Consider the following 22449-nt stretch of genomic DNA (forward strand, 5'->3'; position numbering starts at 1 on the left):
GACGTAGCCGGAGATTTGTCGCCATGAAGGCTGAAATGGGGGCTGAGCAGCCTGAAACGGTCGCCGCGATCGTGGCCGCGCATCGCGCGGGCACGCTCACACCGGCGCAGACGGTCGCGCGCACCTATCAGCGCATCCGCGACCACAACGACCCCGCCGTCTTCATCAGCCTGCGCGACGAAAAGGACGCGATCACGGAGGCCGAGAAGCTCGCCACCAAGGACGCCGCCAGCCTGCCGCTCTATGGCGTGCCGGTCGTGGTGAAGGACAATATCGACGCGCTGGGATTTCCGACCACCGCGGCGTGCCCGGCCTTCTCGTATACCCCGACACATGATTCGACCGCGGTGCAGCGGCTGCGCGCCGCCGGCGCGATCATCATCGGCAAGACCAATCTCGACCAGTTCGCGACCGGCCTTGTCGGCGTGCGCTCGCCCCACGGCATCCCCAGAAACGCGATCCGCGAGGACCTCATTCCCGGCGGCTCGAGCTCGGGATCGGCCACCGCCGTCGGCGCCGGGCTGGTGCCACTGTCGCTCGGCACCGACACCGCCGGCTCAGGCCGCGTGCCGGCGATGCTCAACAACATCGTCGGTCTCAAGCCGAGCCTCGGCATGATTTCGACCGCTGGCCTGGTGCCGGCCTGCCGGACGCTCGACTGCATCTCGGTATTCGCTTTGACGGTCGACGACGCCGCGCTGGCGCTCTCCGTGATGGCAGGTCCCGATCAGGCAGATCCGTTCTCGCGCGACCGGCCGCTTGGCGCGATCACCCCGCTCCCGGCAAACCTGCGCCTGGGCGTGCCGCGCAGCGGACAGCTGATCTTCTTCGGCGACAAGAAGGCGGAAGCGGCTTACGCCGAGGCGCTGAAGCGCTGGACCGCGCTTGGGGCAACGCTCGTCGAATTCGACCTCGAGCCGTTCTATGAGACGGCCCGACTGCTCTACGAGGGACCGTGGGTGGCCGAGCGCTATCTCGTGATCCGCGACCTGCTCGCCTCGGCACCGGAGGCGATCCATCCCGTGACGCGCGAGATCACCGCGGCCGGTGCGCGGTTGACGGCGACGGACACCTTCTCCGCGCTCTATCGTCTGCAGGGCCTGCGCAAGATCGCCGAACGCACCTTCACCAATATCGACGCGCTGGTGCTGCCGACGGCGCCGACGGCCTATACGACCGCGCAGGTGCGGGCCAATCCGGTCGAGCTCAACAGCCGGCTCGGCACCTATACCAATTTTGTCAATCTGCTCGATCTCTGTGGTCTCGCGCTGCCGGCGGCGATGCGCGCCGACGGCATCCCGTTCGGCATCACAATTCTTGCACCCACCGGGCACGATGCGCTGCTCGCCAGCATCGGCCGCGTGTTCCATGCCGATACCAAACTGACGCTTGGCGCAAAGGGCGTCGTGCAAGCCGCGCTGGCGCCGCTTGCCGCAAGCGGCGTCGACGAGATTCCCATCGCCGTGGTCGGCGCGCATCTGTCCGGCATGGCGCTGAACGGCGAACTGAAAGCGCTGAACGGCCAGCTGATCGAGGCAACCAGGACCGCGGCGGACTACAAGCTCTACGCATTGAAGACCACGCCGCCAAAGCCGGGCATGCTGCGCGTCGAGGCCGGCAAGGGCGCGTCGATCGAGCTGGAAATCTGGTCGCTGTCGTCGTCCGCCTTCGGCAAGTTCGTCAACGCGATTCCCGCGCCGATGGCGATCGGCACGGTGCGGCTGGCCGATGGCCGCAGCGTGAAGGGATTTCTCGTCGAGCCCGAGGTGCTGGGCGAGGCTCGCGACATCACCGCGTATGGCGGCTGGCGGAAGTATATGGCGGAAGCTACGACAGCGTAGGTCTCGTAGGTGGGCAAAGCGAAACGTGCCCACCATCACCGTCAGCTTGGGGAGATGGTGGGCACGGCGCTTTGCGCCTTTGCCCACCCTACGCAACCGTGCGCGCGCCCCTAAACCGACACCGCGTAGATCTCGTACTCCCCGCGCACCAGCTCGATATGCGCGCGCATCGCGGCGGCGGCGCCCTGCTTGTCGCCGCGCATGATGGCGACGACAACGCGGTCGTGCTCGGCTTGCGACTTGGCGAGACGGCCGAGATTGCGGAACTGGGCGCGGCGAAACGGCTGTACGCGCACGCGCGTCGCCAGCGTGATCTCGGCGATGTAGCCGTTCTGCGATCCCGCATAGATCGCGTTGTGGAAGCGCTCGTTGACCTCGTGGAAGCGCTCGGGATTGCCGGCGTAGCTCAACACCCGCAGTTCTTCGTGGATGGCTTCCAGGCCGTGACGCTCAGTGGCGGACATGCGCTCGGCGGCAAGACCCGCACACAGCGCCTCAAGCTCCGCCATGGCCTCGAACATGCCCGTCAGCCGTTCGAACGAGGGCTGCGCCACCACCGCGCCGCGATGAGCGCGCGCTTCGACGAGGCCGCTTGCCACGAGCTGACGCAGGGCTTCCCGCACCGGCGTGCGCGAAACGCTGAAGCGGCGCGCGATGTCGGTCTCGTCAAGCGGCGCACCGGGTGGCAGAGCTCCGCGCACGATCTCGTCGGCGAGCTGCAGGCGCAGCTCCTCGGCGCGCGTGACCTTGTGCGCTGACGGCGCCCCCCGGTCGACACGCGGCACCGCCGGTTCGGCCGGCAGCGCTCCGGGCGGAAGATCGTCAAGCGTCATACGGTCAGGTCTCTTTCGACTCGTCGATGATGCTGACATGGGCGGCGACGACGCGCCAGCCCTCCGGGAATTTTACCCAGGTCTGCATCTGCCGGCCGACCTTGCCCGGCATCGTGTCGCGATAGAACAGGGTGGAGGCAACCGCGGTGTCGCGGCCATAGCTGGTGATCACGGTTTTCGCGGTGCGGCGATTGAGGCCGACCGCCGAGCGGCCGGCGCGAAAGCCGGAGATTGCTTCATAGCCGTAGAGGTTCTCGCCGATGCCATAGCGCAGCGTGCGGGGATCGTTGCGGAAGAGCTCGCCGAGCACGGCGACGTCGTTGGTGATCAGGGCCTGCTCATAGCGCTCGAACGCAGCTTTGACGTCTGCGATCACCTCGGGGAGATCGATCTCCATCTCAAAATCCTCTTGGGCTGGGCGCGGCGGCAACACCCATCTTCTCCAACGCGAACGCGACGCGCAGCGCGATGTCCTCGCGCCATGGCGCGGCGATGATCTGCACGCCGATCGGCAGCGGATCGAGCGGCACCGGCACGGCGACCACAGGCAGGCCGATGAACGAGATCGGCTGGGTGTGGATGCCGATATTGGCGCGCACCGGCATCTCGACGCCGCCAAGATTGAAATTGACCTGGCCGAGCTTCGGCGCGGTGCATGGCGTCGCCGGTGCGATCAGCACGTCGACGGATTTGAAAATCTCGGCGAGTTGCGCGCGATACCAGCGGCGGAATTTTTGCGCGCGGTCGACCAGCGGCGCCGGCACCATGGCGCCCGCAATCAGCCGGTCGCGCACGGCGGGATCGAAATCGTTCGGCCGCTTGCGCAGCCGATCGAGATGCAGCGAGGCGCCCTCGGTGGTGGTGATGACATAGGCCGCCGCGCGGGCGCGCGCAGCTTCGGGCACGTCCACCACGCGCGTTGCGCCCAGCGCCTTGGCGACGCGGCTGACGGCTTCGACAGCTTCCGGAAACAAATTGGTCTGGAAGTACCCGCCGGCGATCGCGATGCGCAGGTCGGACACCGGATTGGCAAGCAGCGGTGTCGTCGGCTCCAGACCACGTGTGGTGGTGCAGGCGGCATCGTCGGCATCCGGTCCCTGCATGGCGTCATAGGCCAGCGCGAGATCGGTGGCGGAGCGCGCGAACGGGCCGAGATGATCGAGGCTCGCGACGAACGGGAAAGAGCGCGCACGCGAGAGCCGGCCATAGGTCGGCTTCAGGCCGAAGATGCCGCAGAACGAGGACGGCACGCGGATCGAACCGTTGGTGTCGGAACCGAGCGCGATCGGCACCAGCGCGCCACCAACGGCGCTGCCCGAGCCGCCGGAGGAGCCGCCGCTCATCCGCGTCGTATCGTGCGGATTGCGCGAGGGACCGTCATGGACGTTCTCGCCGGTGAAGTCATAGGCGTATTCACCCATGTTGAGCGCACCGACCAGCACGGCGCCGGCCGCTTCCATGCGCTCGATCAGCGTGGCATCGCGCGTGGCGGGTGCGCGATCGCGGTTGATCTTCGAGCCTGCGCGCGTGGCGAGGCCTGCGACGTCGAACAAGTTCTTCACCGCGAACGGCACGCCGGCCAATGGGCCGACGGACTTGCCGGCGGCGATATCGGCATCGATTGCGCGCGCTTTGGCGCGGGCGCGATCGGCGGTGATGTCGGTAAACGCATTGAGGATGGTGTCGTGCTGCTTGATGCGCGCAAGCGCGGCTTCGGTCGCATCGAGCGCGGACATCTTGCGGCCCGCAACCGCGCTCGCGATCTCGGAGGCCGTCATCTCTGGCTTGGTCGTCATGGCGGCGTCAGACCGTGAACACGGGCGCCGGCTCGGTCTCGTCCGGCAGCGCGAATTCGTCGACGAGGCGGCCGAGCCGCAGCGAGACCTCGAGATTGGCGCGGATGGACGCCCTCCATGCTTCCTCGACGGGCAACGCCAACGCTTTGGTGACAGCGTCGATATAATCGTCCAACGGTTCGGCCATCACGCTCCCAAACAAGCTCTCAGTGTGCGCTCTGTCTGCAGCGGCGGATGCGGGATCGCCGTCAGCAGCTCCTTGGTGTAGTCGTCCTGCGGATCGCTCAAGACCCGCTCGGAAGATCCTTCCTCGACGATTCGACCCGACCGCATGACAATGACACGATCGCACAACAAGCGCACTACGTTCAAATCATGCGAGACGAACAGATAACTCATACCTAGTCGGGCCTTGAGGTCCTGGAGCAGATTGAGGACCACGGCCTGGACCGAAACGTCGAGCGCGGCGGTCGGCTCGTCCAGGATCACGAGTTTCGGGTGCAGGGCGATGGCGCGGGCGATGCCGACGCGGGCTTTCTGGCCGCCCGACAATTGGTGCGGGAAGCGATCCAGCAGATTGTGCGGCAGGCCCACCATGGTGGCGAGCTCCTCGCAGCGGGCGCGGAGCGCGTCGCGCCCCCTGACGTCGCCGAGCTGCATGATGGGATCGGCGATGGCACGCACGGCGGTGAAGCGCGGGCTGAGGCTGTCGGTCGGATCCTGGAACACCATCTGGATGCGGCTGCGCTGCGGCAGCCGGGCAAAGCCGGCGGGCGCGATGCCGCCGATGTCCTCGCCGTCGAACTGGATCAGCCCCGAGGTCTGATCCAGCAGCCGCATCACCATCATCGACGTGGTCGATTTGCCGCAGCCGGACTCGCCGACCAGGCCGACGCTCTCGCCGTGACCGATCGAGAAGCTGATGCCGTCGACGGCGCGGAACACGTCCGGCTCGACCGGCGGCTTGCGGCCGAACAATTTGCCGAGCGTGGCGGTGGCGCCCTGGCGGGGATATTCCTTGACCAGCTTGTCGATGAGGAGAAGGGGCTGCCCGCTCTTCCTGGCCTCGTCCTGCGAAGCCTGATGGATGGCCCGGTCAGGCCCGGCCACGACGGCTGAGCCTTCCTCCTCCGGCAACAGATCCCGCAGGCTCACGCCGAGCCGCGGCGTCGCGCGCATCAGCTTCTTGGTGTAGGGGTGCTGCGGGTTGGCGAAGATGTCGGCGGCCTTGGCGGTCTCGACCACCCTGCCCTTTTCCATCACGACGACGCGGTCGCAATAAGCAGCGGCGAGGCCGAGATCGTGCGTGATCAGGATGGTGGACATTGCCTTGCGCTTGGTCAATTCCACGATCAGATCCATCACCGCCTTCTGCGTGGTGACGTCCAATCCGGTCGTCGGCTCGTCCGCGATCAGTAGCTGCGGATTGCAGGCGAGCGCGAGCGCGATGACGACACGCTGGCACATGCCGCCTGACAATTCGAACGGATAGGCGTGATAGCGCTCGCGCGGGCGGGCGATCTTGACCTGCTCCAGCGCCTCGATCGCCTTCTCGCCGCGGTCCGAAACCATGGCCTGCTGGACATGGGTGCGCAGCACGTCCTCGATCTGGTCGCCGACCTTCCGGATCGGGTTGAGCGCGGCGCGCGGATTCTGGAAGATCATCGAGACTTCGCGACCGCGCAGATCGCGCATCTGGTCTTCGGTCGCGGCCTTGACGTCGATGCCCGAGAACATCACCGAGCCTTCGGCGATCCGCCCCGCACGGTCGAGAATGCGCATCACCGCATACGACGTCACCGATTTGCCGGAGCCGGACTCGCCGACGATCGCAAGCGTCTCGCCCTTGGCGACGGAAATGTTGACGTGCTGCACCGCCTTGACGATGCCGCGGCGGGTGGTGAATTCGACGGTAAGGTCCTGGACGTCGAGCAGCGGCGGGGCGGTCATGGGCACCTCCCAACTAAAAATGGCGAAAACAACCCCATGCACAGTAGAATGAGGTTGATTTCATTGGGGAATTTCGAGCGAAAAAGTACGCCTAACCCAGCCATCACGTCCTCCGCTGGGGGTCGACGATGTCGCGCAGGCCGTCGCCGAGGAGGTTGAAGCAGAACACGGCGATCATCAAAGCGAGGCCCGGGAATAGCGCGATCCACCATTCGCCTGACACCATGAAGCCGGCGCCTTCGGCGACCATGATGCCCCATTCGGCCGTCGGCGGACGGACGCCGAGGCCGATGAAGGAGAGACCGGCGGCATTGAGGATGGCGTAGCCCATGGTCAGCGACATCTGCACGATCATGATCGGCATGATGTTCGGCAGGATATGCACGAGCAGAATGCGGAATTCGCCGTTACCGGACAGACGCGCGGCCTGCACGAAGCCGGCGTTACGGCGGACATTGGCTTCGGCGCGCGCAACGCGGGCGTAGAGCGGGAAGTTCACGATGGCGGTGGCCAGGATGATGTTCTGCACGGTGTTCCCCAGCGCGGCGACGATGCCCATGGCCAGCACGAACAGCGGGAACGCCATGATGGTGTCGGCGACGCGGCCGACGATGCGATCGGTCCAGCCGCCGAAATAGCCGGCCGCGATGCCGGCGAGCCCGCCCATCAGGAACACCAGGGCGACGGAGGCGACCGCGATGAACGTATCGAGCCGCGTCGCCACCACGACCCGGCTGAAGATGTCACGGCCCAATTGATCGGTGCCGAACCAGTGCGCGGCCGACGGTGGCTTCAGCGACGCCACGGTGTCGGACGCCAGCGGGTCATACGGCACCACATAGGGGCCGAAGATCGCGGCAAGGAGGATCACGATCAGCAGCGCGAATGCAAAGCCGGTGACCTTGTTCTCGCCGAGCACGTAGCGGGTCTGGTCGAGGAGCGCGACGAGACCCGACGTGCGCGCGGGGCCGACGGGTTCAACAGCAGGCGCAACGGTGCTCATGATTAGCCCTCCAACCGCACGCGCGGGTCGATCACGCCATAGAGAATGTCGATCACGAGATTGAGCAGCACGTACATCACCGCCATGGTCAGCACGAACCCCTGCACCGGCGCGAAGTCCGACGAGATCAGCGCTTCGACGGCGTAAGAGCCGATGCCTGGCCAGGCGAACACTTTCTCCACCAGCACGTTGGCGCCGAGCAGGAACGAGAACACCATGCTCAGCGTGGTGATGACGGGGAGCATCGCGTTGCGGAAGGCGTAGGTGACGATGACGGTCGCCGGCGACAGGCCGCTGGCACGCGCGGTGCGCACGAATTCGGAGGACAGCACCGCCAGCATCGAGGCGCGCGTCATGCGCGCGATCGGCGCCAGCGAGAAGATCGCAAGCGTCGTCGCCGGCAGGATGAGCTGGCTGCATGCCGAACGGAACGCCTCGAAGTCGCGCGCGATCAGGGTGTCGATCAGATAGAAGCCGGTCACTGTCGGCGGCGCGCTGTAGAACACATCGAGCCGGCCGAGCGGCGCGGGCGACCAGCCGAGCCGGAAATAGAACACATAGACCAGCACCAGACCTGTGAAGAACACCGGCAGCGAGACGCCGGCCGTCGTCGTCACACGGCAGAGATGGTCGACCCATGAGCCCGGCCGCGTCGCCGCCAGCACGCCGAGCGGAATCGCGATCACGACCGAGACGATGAGGCCGAGCAGCGTCAGCTCGGCGGAGGCCGGCAGGCGGTTGCGGATCTCGGCTGCGACCGGCTGGCCGGTCGTGAGCGAGTTGCCGAAATCGCCATGGGCGAGATCGTTGGTGTAGCGAAAGAACTGCTCGATCAGCGGCTTGTCGAGGCCGAGTTTTTTCCGGATCTGCTCGACGGCTTCTTTCGTTGCGGCGGGGCCGGCGAAATACGCCGCGGGATCACCGGGCAATGCGCGGGTCAGCAGGAAGGTGACGATGACGACCCCGATCAGCGAAGGAATCGCGAACATCAGGCGCTTGCCGATCATGGTCAGCATGGCGACTTCCTCTTGCGCGTTGAATGAACCCGACACGCGGCCACTCGCTCCGCTGCGTTCCCTCCCCCCTTGTGGGGGAGGGCTAGGGAGGGGGGTGGCTCCGGGAGAGATCGGAGTTTGTGGCTACCCCTCTCCCCACCCCTCCCCCACAAGGGGGGAGGGAGCCTGAAAAGCGTGCTCACCTCACTGCGAAGGACAGCGCCCGCCATCCCCTTACCCCTTCGCCATCGCGCGATAATCCAGCCTCCGGTGGAACCAGTATTGGTAGCCGCTGATGTTCTTCTGCATCGCGACGTTGACGAACGGCTGGTACAGCGGGATGCGCGGGATGTCGCTGTAGGCGAGGTCGACGAAGCCCTTCACGTCGGTGTCGTAGGTCGCGGTGTCGCCGGTCGCGGCGGCCGCGCGTGCGCCGTCGATCAGCTTGTCCATCTCCGCCGACTTGTAGCTCATGGTGTTGAAGACGGAATTATTGCCGTGATAGCACCAGTAGAAGAAGTATTCGGGGTAATCGAGCCAGCCCGAGAATACGTTGGTGAAGAGCGGCATTTCCTTCTTGTTCAATTCGGTGCGCCAGTTGGCGCCGGGCACCTTGTTGATGGTGGTCTTGATGCCGATCTGGGCCAGGCTCTCCTGCACCAGCACGCAGAGCGGCTCGTTGACGCCGGCGAAGTTGAGGTCGAACGAGATCGTGGTCTCGAAGCCGTTCGGGTAGCCGGCCTCGGCCAGCAGCGCCTTCGCCTTGTCCATGTCGGTGTTGTATTTGTGCGGCTGCGGCCAGGCGACTTCGGTTGGCTTGTCCTTGGGCGCGCCGAACATCGGGTTAGCCAGCCCGAACATCACCGCGTCCATGATCTTCTGATAGGGAATCGCGCAGGCGACCGCCTGACGTACCTTGGGATTGTCGAACGGCGGCTTGGTCACGTTCATGCCGATATACTGGATGCCGTTGGAGAACGGCAGCGACACCACGTTGAGCTTGCCGCTCGCCTTCATCTCCTGGAAATCCTTGAACGGCAGCTCATAGGAGATGTCGGCGTCGCCGCGCTCCAGCAGCGCGCGGCGATTGCCGGCCTGCGGCACCATGCGCCAGATCACGCGCTTGATCTTCGGCAGCGGGCCGCCGACCCAATCGTCGTTGCGCTCCATCACCACTTCGGTGCCGGCGGTCCACTTCGTCACCTTGTAGGCGCCGGAGCCCGCGGTCTGCTGCTTGGTGAATTCGAGTCCCCAGGGATCCTTCTCGCTGGCGTTCTTCTTCACCAGCTCGGAATTGATGATGCAGGGCACGATCACCGCGAGATCGGGGATCGTCAGCTTGTCCTTCTTCAGGAAGTCGACACGTACCGTGTAGTCGTCGATCACGACGAACTGCTCGGGTTTCGTGAGCGAGCCCGCGCTCATCTGGAAGGTGGGGAATCCGCCGACGCTGACGGCTCGGTCGAGCGACCACTTCACGTCCTTGGCGGTCACAGGCGCGCCGTCGTGGAATTTGGCGTTCTTCTTCAGCTTGAAGGTGACCGACCTGTCGTCGATCTTGAAGTCCTCGGCGAGTTCGCCCTTGAACTTGTCGCGGTCGTAATAGGGCACGCCGCCGGGGCCGGTCTTCATCTCGTGGCTGAGCAGGCGGTCGTAGCAATTCCAGGACACCTCATAGCCGGGCACGTTGGTGCCGACGCCGTGGATATCGAGATTGTTGGGGCCGCCTTCCGAGACGATCAGCAGCGTCTCCGAGCGCGCATCGGCCTTGGCCGACGAGATCACGGACGGCATGGCCGGAAGCGCCGCGCCTGCGGCCAATCCGGAAACGGACTTGAGGAAATCGCGGCGCTTCATGGAATGGCTCCAACACAAAAGTTTTCTGGTTGGAACTGGATTCGCAAGGTTCGTGCCAAGGCTTAAGCAAGGATTAAACCAGCTAAGCCTATGAAATGTTTATAGGAAAAGGCTGCTATCCGGGCCGTCGATCAGAAGCCAAGCCGTCGGACATTGCATACAAACAGGTATATTTGCCTAAAAAATATGCTTCGAGAATACCAGCCTATTGCGTGAGCGCGTCTCGCCCCTAGGTGGCGCGGCTATCGATCGCGGCCCGTCACCCCGGCCAGATCAGTTCCTGAAGTTCGACCAGATCATCCGCCTGCTCCTGCCAGCCCTCGATGCAGATGTGGCTGTTGAGGTCGCTGGCGCGATGCAGCAGCATCAGGGCCATCAGCCGTCGCTTGAGCGCGAAGTCGAGCTTCGCATAGCCAAAGCCTTCGAGCAGGTTGCGCACCCTGCCCGGCCGGCCCGCTGCCATGAAGGCGCTAGGGCCGAGCAGATCGTAGTCCCGCCATCCCGCCAGCACGTCGCCGAAGTCGAACAGGCCGGCGAGAGACCATTGATCGTCGTGGCGGGCGAGCAGGAAGTTCTCCGGAATGTATTCGCCGATCAGGATCACCGGCGACGCATCCATCGGAATGAGCGCGGCCGCATCACGCAGGAGATCGTCGAGGCCGGCGAGGAATTTCGGCGCCAGGCCGAGACGCGTGTGCCGCGCCTTGCAGCCCTGCATCTGGGCCCGCATGAAGTCGTCCCAGCGCGGCTGGATCTGCGCGAGTGAGCCGAGCGGCGCGCGCTGCACGGCGGCGATGGTCTCGCCGATCTGTCGCAGCACGCGCTCCTTCTGCGCTTCCGGCAACGACGGCCAGACCTCCGAGCCGAGCGTGCCGGCAAGGCGCGTGATGATCAGATAAGGCCAGCCGTCGCGCTCGCCTTCCGCGACGATCTCGGGAATTGGCAAGTCAATGCGACCGGCAAGCTGGGCCAGCGAGCCGTGCTCGGAGACGAACTGCGCGCGGAGCAGCGGCGGGAAGATTTTCAGGATCAGGCGATCGCCGAGCCCGACCACGAGATTGGTGCCGGTGGCAAACACGTGCGGCGCGCTGGCATCGAGATCGTGGCTGCGGGCGATGTCGAGTGCGATCGGCAGCCATCGCGGAGGGTCGGCGCGAAAGGCGCGAAAGCTTGCCGCGTCGGCGAGGTGGGGGAGTGGCATCGACATCGTAACCTAACGGCTGTTGAGCTCGTCATGCCCGGGCTTGTCCCGGGCATCCACGTTCTTCGTGCTGCGGCCAAGGCGTGGATGGCCGGGACAAGCCCGGCCATGACGCTGTGGAACGGCCTTGCGCCTTAACGCCGAGCTACCATCCCTCCCCCTACCTATCCGGGCTGGCGCGCTCGAACTGGCGCAGGATCTTGTTGCCGCGTTCGACCGCAGCATCGAGCGCGGCTTGCGCGCTCTTGCGGCCGGCAAAGGCCTGCTCCAGCTCGTCCTCGATCGCGCCGCGGATCAGCACGAAGGAGCCGAGCCGGATGCCCTTTGAATTCTCCGTCGGCGGATGCAGCGTGATCTCTTCGAACGACATCGCCGAGCCCGGATTGCGCTCGTAAAAACCTTGCGCGCGCGTCAGCTCGAAGGCGGCGCGGGTGACAGGCAGATAGCCGGTGTTCTGGTGCCAGGCGGCCTGCACGCCGGGCTGCGACAGATAGGCGAAGAATCGTGCCACGCCTTTGTATTCCTCGCGCGGACGGTCGCGCAGCACCCACAGCGTGGCGCCACCGATGATCGAATTCTGCGGCGCACCCTTCACGTCGGGCCAATACGGCATCATGCCGTAGCCAATCTCGAACTTCGAATTCGCCTTGATGTCGGCGCGCGTCGCCGAGGAGCCGATGAAGATGCCGCATTCGCCGTTCTGGAAGCGCGGCTCGGCCGACTGGCCGCGGCCGCTATAGTCGAACACTTTCGTTTTCTGCCACTCGCTGAGCTCGGAGACGTGACGCACGAGAGACGGATTGTTGATGGTCAGCTCGGCATCCAACGCGGCAAAGCCGTTCGCCCGCGTTGCCAGCGGCAGATTGTGGAAGGCTGAAAAATTCTCGACATGGATCCAGGACGGCCAGGAGGTGGTGAAGCCGCACACCGCGCCGCGATCGCGCAGGCGTTTTGCAGCAGCGCCAAGCTCCGGCCAGGTCTTCGGCGGCGCCTCCGGATCGAGCCCTGCGTCGCGGAACATGGTCTTGTTGTAATAAAGAATCGGCGTCGACGAATTGAAAGGGAAGGACAAGAGATTGCCGGCCGCATCGGTGTAGTAGCCGGAGACCGCGGGAAGGTAGTCATTGAGCGAGAACGGCTCCTTCATGTCCCGCATCAGGCTGAACACGGGATAGATCGCGCCCTTGGCCGCGGTCATGGTGGCGGTGGCGACCTCGTTGACCTGGACGATCGCGGGCTGGCTGCGCGAGCGGAAGGCGAAGATCGCGGCCGTCACCGTCTCGGTGTAACTGCCCTTGTAAGTTGGCACCACGCGATAATCCGGCTGCGAGGCGTTGAAGTCGGAGGCGAGCTTTTCCAGTTGCCGGCCGAGTTCGCCGGACATGGCGTGCCACCACGCGATGTCGGTCGCGGCACGCACCGGCGCGGCCAAGGAGAGCGCCGCAAAGGCGGCGACGACCTGCAAAAGGCGCGATGCTGAAGTCACGATGGCTCTTTCCATGCCGCACCGACGAAAGCGGCTGCCCCTGCTTAAGGCGCGGCATTTGCGGTTTCAACCGGGAATGAGCCCCGGCCGCGCCGCACAATCACGTCGAGGCGCCCGGCGGGATGGCCTTCCCACGACCATCTGCTAGATTGCATTGAACCTTTTCCTCCCGCCATAGACTCCACCACTGAGGGGTTGAGTGTGCCAGTGTTGAACCGTGCCGAACGCACGCGGACCGGGGTGGTTTTCGTCGCGCTTTTGATCGCCCTCTGCGCGACGGGAGCTGCTGCGCGTGAGTTCCGCGCCGCCGACACCCAGACCGAGGATTATCCGACCGTGCAGGCGCTGCGCTACATGGGCGCCCTGATCGCCGAGCGCAGCGGCGGTCGGCACGAGGTCAAGGTCTTCCACTCCCGCCAACTCGGCGAGGAGAAGGAGACCATCGAGCAGACCCGGGTCGGTGCGATCGATCTCAACCGGACCAATGTGGCGCTGATCGGCAATTTCGTTCCGGCGATGAACGTGCTGGCGATGCCGTTCCTGTTCCGGTCCATCGAGCACATGCAGAAGGTGCTGGACGGGCCGATCGGCAGCGAGATCCTCGGCAGCTTCGAGCCCTACGGCTTCGTTGGCCTCGCCTTCTACGATTCCGGCGCGCGATCGATCTACAACGGCGCCCGCCCGGTCAGAAACGTCGCGGACCTCAAGGGATTGCGGATCCGGGTGCAGCAGTCGGAGTTGATGAGCCAGATGATCCGCGCGCTCGGCGCGGAGCCGGTCGAGATGCCCTATGGGCAGGTGCTTGCCGGGCTTGCCAACCACCTGATCGACGGCGCCGAGAACAACTGGCCATCCTACGTGACGACGGACCATTACAAACATGCCGGCTATCTCGCCCTCACCGAGCACACCATGAGCCCCGAAGTGCTGGTGATTTCGCTGAAGGCCTGGAAAAGCCTGTCGGCCGACGAGCAAACCATCTTCAGGGAAGCCGCACAGCGCTCCAGCCGCTTCATGCGCGAGAAATGGCGCGACCTGGAGGAGCAGTCGCAGCGCAAGGCGGAAGCAGCGGGCGTCACCATCGTCAGGGATATCGACCGCAAGCCGTTCGAAGACGCGATGGTCGCGATCTACGCCAAGGCCGGGCAGGATCCGGCCGCGGCCGCGCTGATCGAACGCATTCGCAAGGTGGAGTGAGGCCTCTTGCCCGGGCTTGGACACAGCGAGCATGCAGACAGGTCGCCCGGCCCGATGGGGCGGCTGCGCGCGCGGCTGGTCGGCGTGCTCCGGGCGGTGCCGATCCGTTGGCGCATCCTGTCGATCGCGGCGCTGAACTCCGCCGTGGTCATCGTGCTGGTCGGGCTGATCTGGAACGGCTCGCAGGTGCTCGGCTCGGCCTGGGACGACGTGCGCCAGGTGCGCGAATCCGACCGGATTCTGGCGCTGCTCGAAAGCGAGACCGGGCGGCTGCACAATCTGATCCACCGCTACATCAACCAGCCGAGCCCCGACCTGTTCGCCGAGATCCTGCTGCTGCGCGAGGCGGTGCTGGGGACGCTGACCAATCGCGCCGCCAAGGACCCGATGCTGTCGGGCTCGGTCGAGGAGCTGGAGCGCACCACCGACCGCTTCCTCAACGGCTTCGGCGAGCTGCGCGGCGTGCAGGCCACCATCGCGAAGACCTACGAGGATCAGGTGCAGGGACCGGCCAGGGACATGGCCGGCCTTTACTCCATCATCGAAGGCGCCACCGGCCATCGCGACGCGCTGATCTGGCCTTCGCTGGGCAAGTCGCGCGAGGCCTTCACCGCGATGCTGGTCGCGGCCAATTCCTACTATCTGTCGCTGTCATCGGGTGCGGCCGACGACGCCCGCCGCAACACCGAGACCATCGAGAAGACCATCCCCGTGATGATCGATCTCGCCGACAACGACCTCCAGCGCATGGCGCTGCGACGACTCGCCGCCCGGACCGCCGCGCTGCGCGAGGGTTTTGCAAAGCTCTCCGAGCAGCTCACGAACCGTACCGAGCTGCTGCGCAACACCATCGACGCCAACCAGGCCGAGGCGATCGGCGCCATCGACGATCTCTCCACCAAGATGCGCCAGCGCGAGCAAAAGGCGCAGGAGACGTTCGACCGCACGCTGGCGGACATTTCCCGTCGCGTTCTCTCCATCGCCGTGATCTTCCTCGGCATCATCCTCACCGCCGGCGTGCTGATCGCGCTGTCGATCCGGCTGCCGCTGCAGCAGATCATGGCGGCGATGCGCGCGATCACGCTCGGCGACCTCGGCCGCGAGGTGCAGGGCACGCGCGCGCGCGACGAGGTCGGAGCCATGGCGCGCGCGGTGGAAGTGTTCCGCGAGAACGCCATCGCGAAGCGCCAGACCGAGGACGAGCTGCGCGCGTCCAAGGAGAAGGCCGAAAGCGCGCTGCTCGAGCTCAACGCCGCGCAGCAGAATCTGATCGATGCCGAGAGGCTCGCAGCCCTCGGCGGCCTCGTCGCCGGCGTCGCGCACGAGGTCAACAACCCGATCGGCATCAGCCTCACCGTTGCGTCGAGCTTTGCCCGGCGCACCGAAATCTTCGAGGCCCAGCTCAAGGGCGACGGCGGCCTGCGCCGCTCGCAGCTGGAAGAATTCGTGCAGTCCTCGCGCGACGCCTCGCAGCAGCTCGTCGCCAATCTCCAGCGCGCCGGCGAGCTGATCCAGTCGTTCAAGCAGGTCGCGGTCGACCGCTCCCATGCCGAGCGGCGACAGTTCTCACTGAGCGAAGCCACCGAGCAGATCATCGCGAGCCTGCGGCCGGTGTTGAAGCGGTCGCCGATCACGCTCCATGTCGACATGCCCGAGGGGCTGCTGCTCGACGGCTATCCCGGCTCCTACGGCCAGATCCTGACCAATTTGTTCCTCAACGCCGCCAACCACGCCTTTGCCGACGGCCGCGCCGGCACGATCACGATCTCGGCGCGGCCGCGCGGGGCCGACGACGTCGAGATCATCTTCACCGATGACGGGGCCGGCATGACCTCCGACGTGCAGCGCCAGGCCTTTGACCCATTCTTTACCACCAGGCGCAATGAAGGTGGCACGGGACTCGGCCTCCATATCGTCTACAACCTCGTCACCCAGCAGCTCGGCGGTCGCATGATGCTGGAATCCAAGCTGGGACAAGGCACTACTTTTCGCATTATCATGCCCCGGGTCGCCAAGGGCGGCGGGCAAAGCACAGAGACTGACGGGACTTCTCAATGGCCGAACAGGACGATGTCCTCCACCTGATCGACGACACCGGTACCGCATCGGAGGATGTTGACGCCCGGAAATGGAAGATCGCCGTCATCGACGACGATCCGGCCGTGCATGACGGTACGCGTTTTGCGCTCTCGGACTATTCCCTCAACGGCCAGGGCCTGGAGATCCTCTCCGCCCATTCCGCGGCCGAAGGTCGCAAGCTGATGGCCGCGCACAACGACATCGCCGCCGTGCTGCTCGACGTCATCATGGAGACGGACGTCGCCGGCCTCGAGCTGGTCGAGTACATCCGCAACGAGCTCAAGAACGAGACCGTGCGCATCATCCTGCGCACCGGACAGCCCGGTCAAGCGCCTGAACGGCGCGTGATCGTGCAGTACGACATCAACGACTACAAAGCGAAGACCGAGCTCACCGCCGACAAGCTGTTCACCTCGCTGACCGCGGCGCTGCGCTCCTACCAGCAGCTCGAGCGCATGCTGCAGACAAGGCGCGGGCTCGAGATCATCATCGACGCGGCTTCGACGCTGTACGATTTCAAGTCGATGCAGCGGCTCGCCGAGGGCGTACTGACCCAGCTTGCCTCGCTGCTCAACGTCGATTGCGCCGGTATCCTGGTTTTGCGCGACAATGGCGGCATCGACCCCGAGCTCTCGGTGCTCGCCGGCAGCGGCTGCTACAGCCGCTTCATCGGCACCACCTCGTCGAAGGCGCTCGACCCCGATCTGCGCGCGATGGTGGAAGCCGCGTTCCAGGGCCGCAAGAACGAATTCGCCGACCACCGCAGCGTGATCTATTTGCGCACCGGAAGCGGCCGCGAGGTCGTGGTGCTGCTGCAGGCCGAGCGCGAGCTGTCCGAGACCGACCGCTCGCTGGTAGAGATCTTCTCCAGCCGGCTCTCGATCGCCTTCGACAACGTCATCCTCTACCAGCAGCTCCAGGCCGCCAACACCCAGCTGGAAGACCGCGTCGCCCAGCGCACCCGCGCGCTGATGCAGGCCAACCGCCGCCTCTCGGCGCAATGGCTGCGGCTGCAACGCGCCAACGGCTTCAAGAACGAAATCCTCGGTACCGTTGCCCACGATCTGAAGAATCCGCTCGGCGTCATCCTCGGCCGCACCGAGATGCTGAAGGAGTTGATCTCGACCGGCGCGTCGTCAGGCGGCGTCGTGGCCCAGGTCGATCACATCCGCGATGCGACCAAGCGCCTGACCACGATGGTCGATCATCTGATCTCGGATGCGATGGCCGATGCCTTCGACATCACCATCCGCCGCGAGCCCGTCGACGTCGCGGCCCTGGTCAAGGAGGTCGCCGAGGCCAACCAGCCGCTCGCCGTCAACAAGCAGCAGGCGATCAGCGTCACCGCGCCCGTCAACGTCGTCACCATGTGCGACACCGACCGCATTCGCGAGGCAATCGACAATCTGATCAGCAACGCCATCAAATACTCACCGATCGGCGGCAAGATCGGCGTCGTCGTCAGCCATGAGGGCGGCGACACCATCGTCCGCGTCAGCGACGAGGGCGCCGGCCTGTCGCCGGAGGATCTCGGCCGCCTGTTCGGCCGGTTCCAGCGGCTGTCGGCAAAACCGACCGCCGGCGAGAGCTCGACCGGGCTTGGGTTGTCCATCGTCAAGCGTATTATCGACATGCACGGCGGCGAGGTGACCGCCGAGAGCGAGGGCCCCGGCAAGGGCTCGACCTTCACCATCACCCTCCCCGCGACCGAAATTTCGTGATCTCAGGACCATGACCCAAAGCCAGCACATCATGATCGTCGACGACGAGGCCCCGGCCCGGGAGATGGTCGGCGATTACCTCAAGATGCACGGCTTCACCGTGACGCTGTGCGACGGCGGTAAGTCGTTGCGCACGGCGATCGACGGCAGCATGCCCGACCTCGTCGTGCTCGACCTCAACATGCCGGAGGAAGACGGGCTCTCGATCATCCGCGACCTCAAGAGCCGCATCAACGTGCCGGTGATCATGCTGACGGCGACGGCAAGCCCGATCGACCGCGTCGTCGGCCTCGAGCTCGGCGCCGACGATTACGTGGCCAAGCCGTGCGAGCTGCGTGAGCTGATGGCACGCATCCGCTCGGTGCTGCGCCGGAGCGCGCCGGCGAAAGCCGTGGCGGACGCGGCGGCTGCGAAATCGGACAAGGAGCAATTGGTACGGTTCGGGACCAAGTGGCTCGATCTCGAAGCGCAGGCCTTGCGCGACGACGAGGGCAACGAGCACCCGCTGACCGCATCCGAGTTCGGGCTCTTGAAAGTGTTCGCGGCCAATCCGAAGCGCGTGCTGTCGCGCGAGCGCCTGCTGGAATTGGCCAATGCCCGCGACGCCGAAGCCTTCGACCGCGCCGTCGACCTGCGCATCATGCGCATCCGCCGCAAGATCGAGCCCGATCCGGCAAAACCCGCCGTGATCCGCACCATCCGCGGCGGCGGCTATTTGTTCTCGCCGGCGGGTGAGAAGGCGTAGGGGCTCCATTGTCGTCCTGGCGAACGCCAGGACCCATTACCCCAGGCAGAGATTGTGGCGCGAGCTGGCAACCACACGTCTCCGCAAAACGTCTCCCTGGGGTAATGGGTCCTGCATCGGCGCTCGCTTTGCTCGCTTGTCCAGGACGACACGGGGAGTGCGAACGCAAAAGCCCGAAATACGTTCCCGGCGCCTCCGCTGGCGGCCTAATCCCCACCCCCGTATTTTCCGTACCTTGAAATTCCACGCTTTTTTGCCCCGAATGTTTCGTCGCGGCTAATTCGACGAAACAATTTGTCGGCGCACGAAACCATTTTCCGCTTTTCGTGCAGACGTCCCGAAACGTTGGCTCATTAACACTTTGGTCCAAGGAAACGCCGCTCGGTTGCGGCGCTACGGGGAGCCAAGTCAATGCCGAACGTCATCGCCATCAACGCCCAAGCCAGCCAGAGCATCATTGCCGCTCAGGCGACCTCGGACGACATGCTTCTCGAAAGCATTGCCGACGGCAACCGGACGTCCATGCACATCCTTTATTGCCGGCACAATGTGCGCGTCTACCGCTTCATCCTGCGGATCGTGCGCGACGCGACTACGGCGGAAGACCTGGTGAGCCAGGTGTTTCTGGACGTGTGGCGGACCGCCGGCCAATTCCAGGGCCGCTCGCAGGTTTCGACCTGGCTGCTCTCGATCGCCCGCTTCAAGGCGCTGACTGCGATGCGCCAGCGCCGCTTCGAGGACATCGACCAGGAAGACGTGCGCCAGATCGCCGATGGTTGCGACACGCCGGAGACCTCGCTCGACCGCAGCGACACCAGCGCCATCCTGCGCGCCTGCGTCCAGAAGCTGTCGCCCGCGCATCGCGAGATCATCACGCTGGTCTACTACCACGAGAAGTCGGTGGAGGAGGTCGGCCAGATCATCGGCATCCCGCAGAGCACGGTGAAGACCCGGATGTTCTACGCCCGCAAGCAACTGGCCGAATTGCTTAAGGGCTGTGGCGTCGAGCGCTTCGCCGCCTGAAATTCAGATATTTCAATGGGATAGGCCATTGGCTTTGGCCCTATCTCGGACACGGAAGTGTTACCGCCGACGAAACAATTGAAACAAAGCACAACATCAGGCGGAAAAACTTCCCTCCTATAAAGCTCACATACGGTTTCGTTAAACCTCCCAAGACCTCCAACGACCCGGACGGGATGCCCCCCTCCGGGTCGTTTTGTGTTTGGAGCAGACAGCTGCGGCAGCAGCACTCCCGTCACGAAGGCGTGACGCGGCGTAACGACTGCCTCGCTCATCCCGAACTGCCCTCGTGACCCTCTCCACGAGTGCCCCATGCTCGAACTTCTCTTCGCTGCCCTCGCCGGCATCCTCACCATCGCCGCGCCGTGCACGCTGCCGATGCTGCCGATCCTGCTCGGCGCCTCAATCGGCCGCAGCTCGCATCTTCGTCCGGCGATGATCGCGCTCGGCTTCGTCATCTCGTTCTCCGCGACCGCGCTGCTGCTCGGCGCCATCACGCGGCTGTTTAATTTCGATCCGAACGTGCTGCGCGAAGCGGCCTCGATCCTGCTGCTCGGCTTCGGCCTGTTGATGCTGTGGCCGGCACCGTTCGAATGGCTGTCGATCCGGCTCAACGGCTGGCTCGATCTCGGCAACTCCAGCGCCACGCAGCGCGAGGGCGCACTCGGCGGGCTCGTGCTCGGCACCACGCTCGGCCTGGTCTGGACGCCCTGTGCCGGCCCGGTGCTCGGCTCGATCCTGACGCTGGTCGCAACGACTGAGAAGGCGACCTGGGCCGGCACGCTGCTGATCGCCTACGCCATCGGCGCGGCGATTCCCATGCTGGCGATCGCCTATGGCGGGCAGGCCGCGACCACGCGCGTGCGCAGTCTCGCGCGCATTTCGCCACGGCTGCAGCAGGGCTTTGGCGTCGTCGTGATCGGCTTCGCGCTCGCCGCCTACTTCCAATACGACACGCTGATCGTGGCGTGGCTCACCGGCTTCTATCCCACCGGCCAGATCGGCCTGTGATCATCCCTCAGCTTCACCGGAGGATCTTTCCATGACTTTCAAACTGCTCGCCGTCTCCGCCGCACTGATCGGCATCGCCGTAACAGGCGCCGTCATCCCCGGCATCTGCGACGAGGCCGCGCGCGCTGTCCCTGTCGTCACCGCCGCCGCCAGCCAGGACACCGCGCCCGACTTCGCCGGCATCAACAACTGGTTCAACTCGAAGCCGCTTAATATCGCCGATCTCCGCGGCAAGGTCGTGCTGGTGGACTTCTGGACCTATGGCTGCGTCAACTGCGTCAACACGCTGCCGCACGTCACCGATCTCTATGCCAAGTACAAGGACAAGGGCCTCGTCGTGGTCGGCGTGCACACGCCGGAGTTCCCGTTCGAGCGCTCGGCCTCCAATGTGCAGGCGGCGCTGAAGCGCCACGGCATCACCTATCCGGTGGCGCAGGACAATGATTCCAGGACCTGGAACGCTTACCGCAACCGATATTGGCCGGCGCAGTACATCATCGACCAGAACGGCAAGATCGTATTCCAGCACGAGGGCGAAGGCCGTTATGACGAGATCGACCGCACCGTGGCAAAGCTGCTGAACGCCAATAGCTGACGCCCGGCACGGGTCGCGCCCTTGTTGCTTGACTCCACGGACCCGTCCGTGGAGTTTCGCGGGCCACGTAATCAGCCGCCCGCGATGGACGACGCCACCAACAGCACCGACATTCGCCTTCGCGAGGGCGCCTCGATTGCGCAGCGGCTGGTCATGTCCGGCTTTGCGGCTGCCGTTGCGCTGTGCTTCACGCCGGGCCTGTTCACACACGATCCCCTGGAGGTGATCATCTCCGTGGTCGCGCTGCTCGTTGGAGCAGCGTTCGTCGCTATCATCATGCTGGCGCCGGCGGTGGTGTGGATCATCACGCCGGACGAGATCTTGATCGGCGAGCAGCGCCCGTTCGGAAAACTGCGGACGCGGATCGTCGCCAAGGACGACATCAAGGGATTGCAGGTTCCCGGCAGCAAGAGGGCGAAAGCCCGCTTTCAGCTGGCCTTCACGCTGGCCTCCGGAGAACGCCTGACCTCGCCGCCGATCTCCGACGTCACCCATGTGCACGACACGGTGGCGCGGATCGCCGCGCAATTCGACGTCCCCGACGTCGAGTCTCCGGTCAATCCGCTCGATGCCAGCAATCCCGAGATGCGTCTCGGCGACCCCCTCGAGCCGTTCTCGAAGAGAGACATCAGGATCGTCGCACTGATCGTCGTCGCATTGTGCGCCGTTCCCTACGCCTACAGGCTCTGGCGTGGCCTGTCGCCCGGGTCGGTCGACATCGTGCTGCTGCCCGTCGGCGCGCTCGCCGCTTTTGGCGTTTCCCGTTATGCCAACCTTGTGACCGGCGCGTTCTGGATCATCCGCCAGGGCGATATCCGGATCGAACGCCTGTGGGGCGACGGCACGTTGCGCGCCGACCACATCGAAGGGCGCGACGTCAAGACGATCACGGTCGAGCGCCGCGGCCGCTCCGAGGACGAGCACTGCATCGTCGTGATCCGATTGCAGTCAGGACAACGGTTTCGCAGCCCTCGCATCGGTTCGAGGCCTGAGGCCCGGGCCGTGGGGACGGAGATCGTCCGGCGGCTCGGGATCGCGGCTGAGAATAACCAGATCTGACAGGCCGCGCGCGGTGAGGATGCTGCGACCACTGCTTTTCGCGCCATCCCCCGTTTG

General features: G+C 65.2%; 19 protein-coding genes. 9 read left to right on the forward strand and 10 right to left on the reverse strand.

Translation table 11 applies throughout. The features are described from left to right. The first annotated feature begins 23 nt into the window (after nucleotides 1-23). Nucleotides 24-1841 carry an allophanate hydrolase gene (gene atzF / locus IVB36_RS29725; RefSeq protein WP_026233071.1) on the forward strand — a complete coding sequence of 606 codons (1818 nt, stop codon included), beginning with the start codon at nucleotides 24-26 and terminating at the stop codon, nucleotides 1839-1841. A 110-nt stretch (nucleotides 1842-1951) separates the two neighbouring features. Here atzF and IVB36_RS29730 read toward each other — a convergent pair whose 3' ends face one another. From IVB36_RS29730 to ugpB, 10 genes are all read right to left on the reverse strand, one after another. Next, complete coding sequence (locus tag IVB36_RS29730) at nucleotides 1952-2674, reverse strand: GntR family transcriptional regulator (protein WP_018456019.1); 723 nt, start codon at nucleotides 2672-2674, stop codon at nucleotides 1952-1954. A gap of 4 nt (nucleotides 2675-2678) precedes the next feature. Then, nucleotides 2679-3071: an oxalurate catabolism protein HpxZ gene (gene hpxZ, locus IVB36_RS29735; RefSeq protein WP_018456018.1), complete on the reverse strand. Its 393-nt coding sequence runs from the start codon at nucleotides 3069-3071 to the stop codon at nucleotides 2679-2681. A gap of 1 nt (nucleotide 3072) precedes the next feature. Next, the gene (locus IVB36_RS29740; protein WP_018456017.1) at nucleotides 3073-4470 is read right to left on the reverse strand and encodes an AtzE family amidohydrolase; all 1398 of its coding nucleotides are present in this window, start codon (nucleotides 4468-4470) and stop codon (nucleotides 3073-3075) included. Nucleotides 4471-4477: 7 nt separating this feature from the next. Continuing rightward, nucleotides 4478-4657, reverse strand: a complete 180-nt coding sequence (locus IVB36_RS29745; RefSeq protein ID WP_018456016.1) for a DUF4089 domain-containing protein — start codon at nucleotides 4655-4657, stop codon at nucleotides 4478-4480. Continuing rightward, nucleotides 4657-6420, reverse strand: a complete 1764-nt coding sequence (locus tag IVB36_RS29750; RefSeq protein WP_247394033.1) for an ABC transporter ATP-binding protein — start codon at nucleotides 6418-6420, stop codon at nucleotides 4657-4659. Before IVB36_RS29750 ends, IVB36_RS29745 begins: the two co-directional genes overlap by 1 nt. A 103-nt stretch (nucleotides 6421-6523) precedes the next feature. Further along, a complete protein-coding gene (locus IVB36_RS29755) occupies nucleotides 6524-7423 on the reverse strand; it encodes an ABC transporter permease (RefSeq protein ID WP_018456014.1) in 900 nt (299 codons plus the stop codon). Between the two features lie 2 nt (nucleotides 7424-7425). Further along, nucleotides 7426-8439, reverse strand: coding sequence for an ABC transporter permease (locus tag IVB36_RS29760; RefSeq protein ID WP_018456013.1), 1014 nt, complete (start codon nucleotides 8437-8439; stop codon nucleotides 7426-7428). Nucleotides 8440-8652: 213 nt separating this feature from the next. Then, the gene (locus IVB36_RS29765; protein ID WP_018456012.1) at nucleotides 8653-10275 is read right to left on the reverse strand and encodes an ABC transporter substrate-binding protein; all 1623 of its coding nucleotides are present in this window, start codon (nucleotides 10273-10275) and stop codon (nucleotides 8653-8655) included. A 259-nt stretch (nucleotides 10276-10534) separates the two neighbouring features. After that, complete coding sequence (locus tag IVB36_RS29770; protein ID WP_247338302.1) at nucleotides 10535-11482, reverse strand: aminoglycoside 3'-phosphotransferase/choline kinase family protein; 948 nt, start codon at nucleotides 11480-11482, stop codon at nucleotides 10535-10537. 154 nt (nucleotides 11483-11636) lie between these two features. Beyond that, nucleotides 11637-12977: a sn-glycerol-3-phosphate ABC transporter substrate-binding protein UgpB gene (gene ugpB / locus IVB36_RS29775; RefSeq protein WP_026233069.1), complete on the reverse strand. Its 1341-nt coding sequence runs from the start codon at nucleotides 12975-12977 to the stop codon at nucleotides 11637-11639. A gap of 186 nt (nucleotides 12978-13163) precedes the next feature. Here ugpB and IVB36_RS29780 point away from each other — a divergent pair, with 186 nt between their 5' ends. The 8 genes from IVB36_RS29780 (at nucleotide 13164) to IVB36_RS29815 (ending at nucleotide 22392) form a co-directional block, all read left to right on the forward strand. Continuing rightward, a complete protein-coding gene (locus IVB36_RS29780) occupies nucleotides 13164-14159 on the forward strand; it encodes a TRAP transporter substrate-binding protein (RefSeq protein ID WP_026233068.1) in 996 nt (331 codons plus the stop codon). Between the two features lie 54 nt (nucleotides 14160-14213). Continuing rightward, complete coding sequence (locus IVB36_RS29785) at nucleotides 14214-16244, forward strand: ATP-binding protein (protein ID WP_018456008.1); 2031 nt, start codon at nucleotides 14214-14216, stop codon at nucleotides 16242-16244. Beyond that, nucleotides 16214-17959 carry a DUF3369 domain-containing protein gene (locus IVB36_RS29790; RefSeq protein WP_018456007.1) on the forward strand — a complete coding sequence of 582 codons (1746 nt, stop codon included), beginning with the start codon at nucleotides 16214-16216 and terminating at the stop codon, nucleotides 17957-17959. The genes IVB36_RS29785 and IVB36_RS29790 overlap by 31 nt, the downstream gene beginning before the upstream one ends. 10 nt (nucleotides 17960-17969) lie before the next feature. Beyond that, nucleotides 17970-18704 (forward strand): response regulator, encoded by a 735-nt coding sequence (locus tag IVB36_RS29795; protein ID WP_018456006.1) that lies wholly within the window; start codon nucleotides 17970-17972, stop codon nucleotides 18702-18704. 411 nt (nucleotides 18705-19115) lie between these two features. Next, nucleotides 19116-19727 (forward strand): sigma-70 family RNA polymerase sigma factor, encoded by a 612-nt coding sequence (locus IVB36_RS29800; RefSeq protein WP_018456005.1) that lies wholly within the window; start codon nucleotides 19116-19118, stop codon nucleotides 19725-19727. Nucleotides 19728-20039: 312 nt separating this feature from the next. Further along, nucleotides 20040-20738 (forward strand): cytochrome c biogenesis CcdA family protein, encoded by a 699-nt coding sequence (locus IVB36_RS29805; RefSeq protein ID WP_018456004.1) that lies wholly within the window; start codon nucleotides 20040-20042, stop codon nucleotides 20736-20738. A 31-nt stretch (nucleotides 20739-20769) separates the two neighbouring features. Further along, a complete protein-coding gene (locus IVB36_RS29810) occupies nucleotides 20770-21333 on the forward strand; it encodes a thioredoxin family protein (protein WP_018456003.1) in 564 nt (187 codons plus the stop codon). Nucleotides 21334-21417: 84 nt separating this feature from the next. Beyond that, complete coding sequence (locus IVB36_RS29815) at nucleotides 21418-22392, forward strand: hypothetical protein (protein WP_018456002.1); 975 nt, start codon at nucleotides 21418-21420, stop codon at nucleotides 22390-22392. Nucleotides 22393-22449 lie beyond the last annotated feature (57 nt).

Source organism: Bradyrhizobium sp. 35 (assembly GCF_023073215.1).
In the GTDB taxonomy this organism is placed as follows: Bacteria; Pseudomonadota; Alphaproteobacteria; order Rhizobiales; family Xanthobacteraceae; genus Bradyrhizobium; species Bradyrhizobium canariense_D.

Bases quoted from the DNA above. Each gene is read 5' to 3' on its own strand.
- IVB36_RS29800 (WP_018456005.1), top strand. From the start codon at position 19,116: ATGCCGAACGTCATCGCCATCAACGCCCAAGCCAGCCAGAGCATCATT.
- IVB36_RS29770 (WP_247338302.1), bottom strand. From the start codon at position 11,482: ATGTCGATGCCACTCCCCCACCTCGCCGACGCGGCAAGCTTTCGCGCC.
- IVB36_RS29790 (WP_018456007.1), top strand. From the start codon at position 16,214: ATGGCCGAACAGGACGATGTCCTCCACCTGATCGACGACACCGGTACC.
- hpxZ (WP_018456018.1), bottom strand. From the start codon at position 3,071: ATGGAGATCGATCTCCCCGAGGTGATCGCAGACGTCAAAGCTGCGTTC.
- IVB36_RS29805 (WP_018456004.1), top strand. From the start codon at position 20,040: ATGCTCGAACTTCTCTTCGCTGCCCTCGCCGGCATCCTCACCATCGCC.
- IVB36_RS29810 (WP_018456003.1), top strand. From the start codon at position 20,770: ATGACTTTCAAACTGCTCGCCGTCTCCGCCGCACTGATCGGCATCGCC.
- IVB36_RS29795 (WP_018456006.1), top strand. From the start codon at position 17,970: ATGACCCAAAGCCAGCACATCATGATCGTCGACGACGAGGCCCCGGCC.
- ugpB (WP_026233069.1), bottom strand. From the start codon at position 12,977: ATGGAAAGAGCCATCGTGACTTCAGCATCGCGCCTTTTGCAGGTCGTC.
- IVB36_RS29760 (WP_018456013.1), bottom strand. From the start codon at position 8,439: ATGCTGACCATGATCGGCAAGCGCCTGATGTTCGCGATTCCTTCGCTG.
- IVB36_RS29815 (WP_018456002.1), top strand. From the start codon at position 21,418: ATGGACGACGCCACCAACAGCACCGACATTCGCCTTCGCGAGGGCGCC.
- IVB36_RS29785 (WP_018456008.1), top strand. From the start codon at position 14,214: ATGGGGCGGCTGCGCGCGCGGCTGGTCGGCGTGCTCCGGGCGGTGCCG.
- IVB36_RS29765 (WP_018456012.1), bottom strand. From the start codon at position 10,275: ATGAAGCGCCGCGATTTCCTCAAGTCCGTTTCCGGATTGGCCGCAGGC.
- IVB36_RS29740 (WP_018456017.1), bottom strand. From the start codon at position 4,470: ATGACGACCAAGCCAGAGATGACGGCCTCCGAGATCGCGAGCGCGGTT.
- IVB36_RS29730 (WP_018456019.1), bottom strand. From the start codon at position 2,674: ATGACGCTTGACGATCTTCCGCCCGGAGCGCTGCCGGCCGAACCGGCG.
- atzF (WP_026233071.1), top strand. From the start codon at position 24: ATGAAGGCTGAAATGGGGGCTGAGCAGCCTGAAACGGTCGCCGCGATC.
- IVB36_RS29750 (WP_247394033.1), bottom strand. From the start codon at position 6,420: ATGACCGCCCCGCCGCTGCTCGACGTCCAGGACCTTACCGTCGAATTC.
- IVB36_RS29745 (WP_018456016.1), bottom strand. From the start codon at position 4,657: ATGGCCGAACCGTTGGACGATTATATCGACGCTGTCACCAAAGCGTTG.
- IVB36_RS29755 (WP_018456014.1), bottom strand. From the start codon at position 7,423: ATGAGCACCGTTGCGCCTGCTGTTGAACCCGTCGGCCCCGCGCGCACG.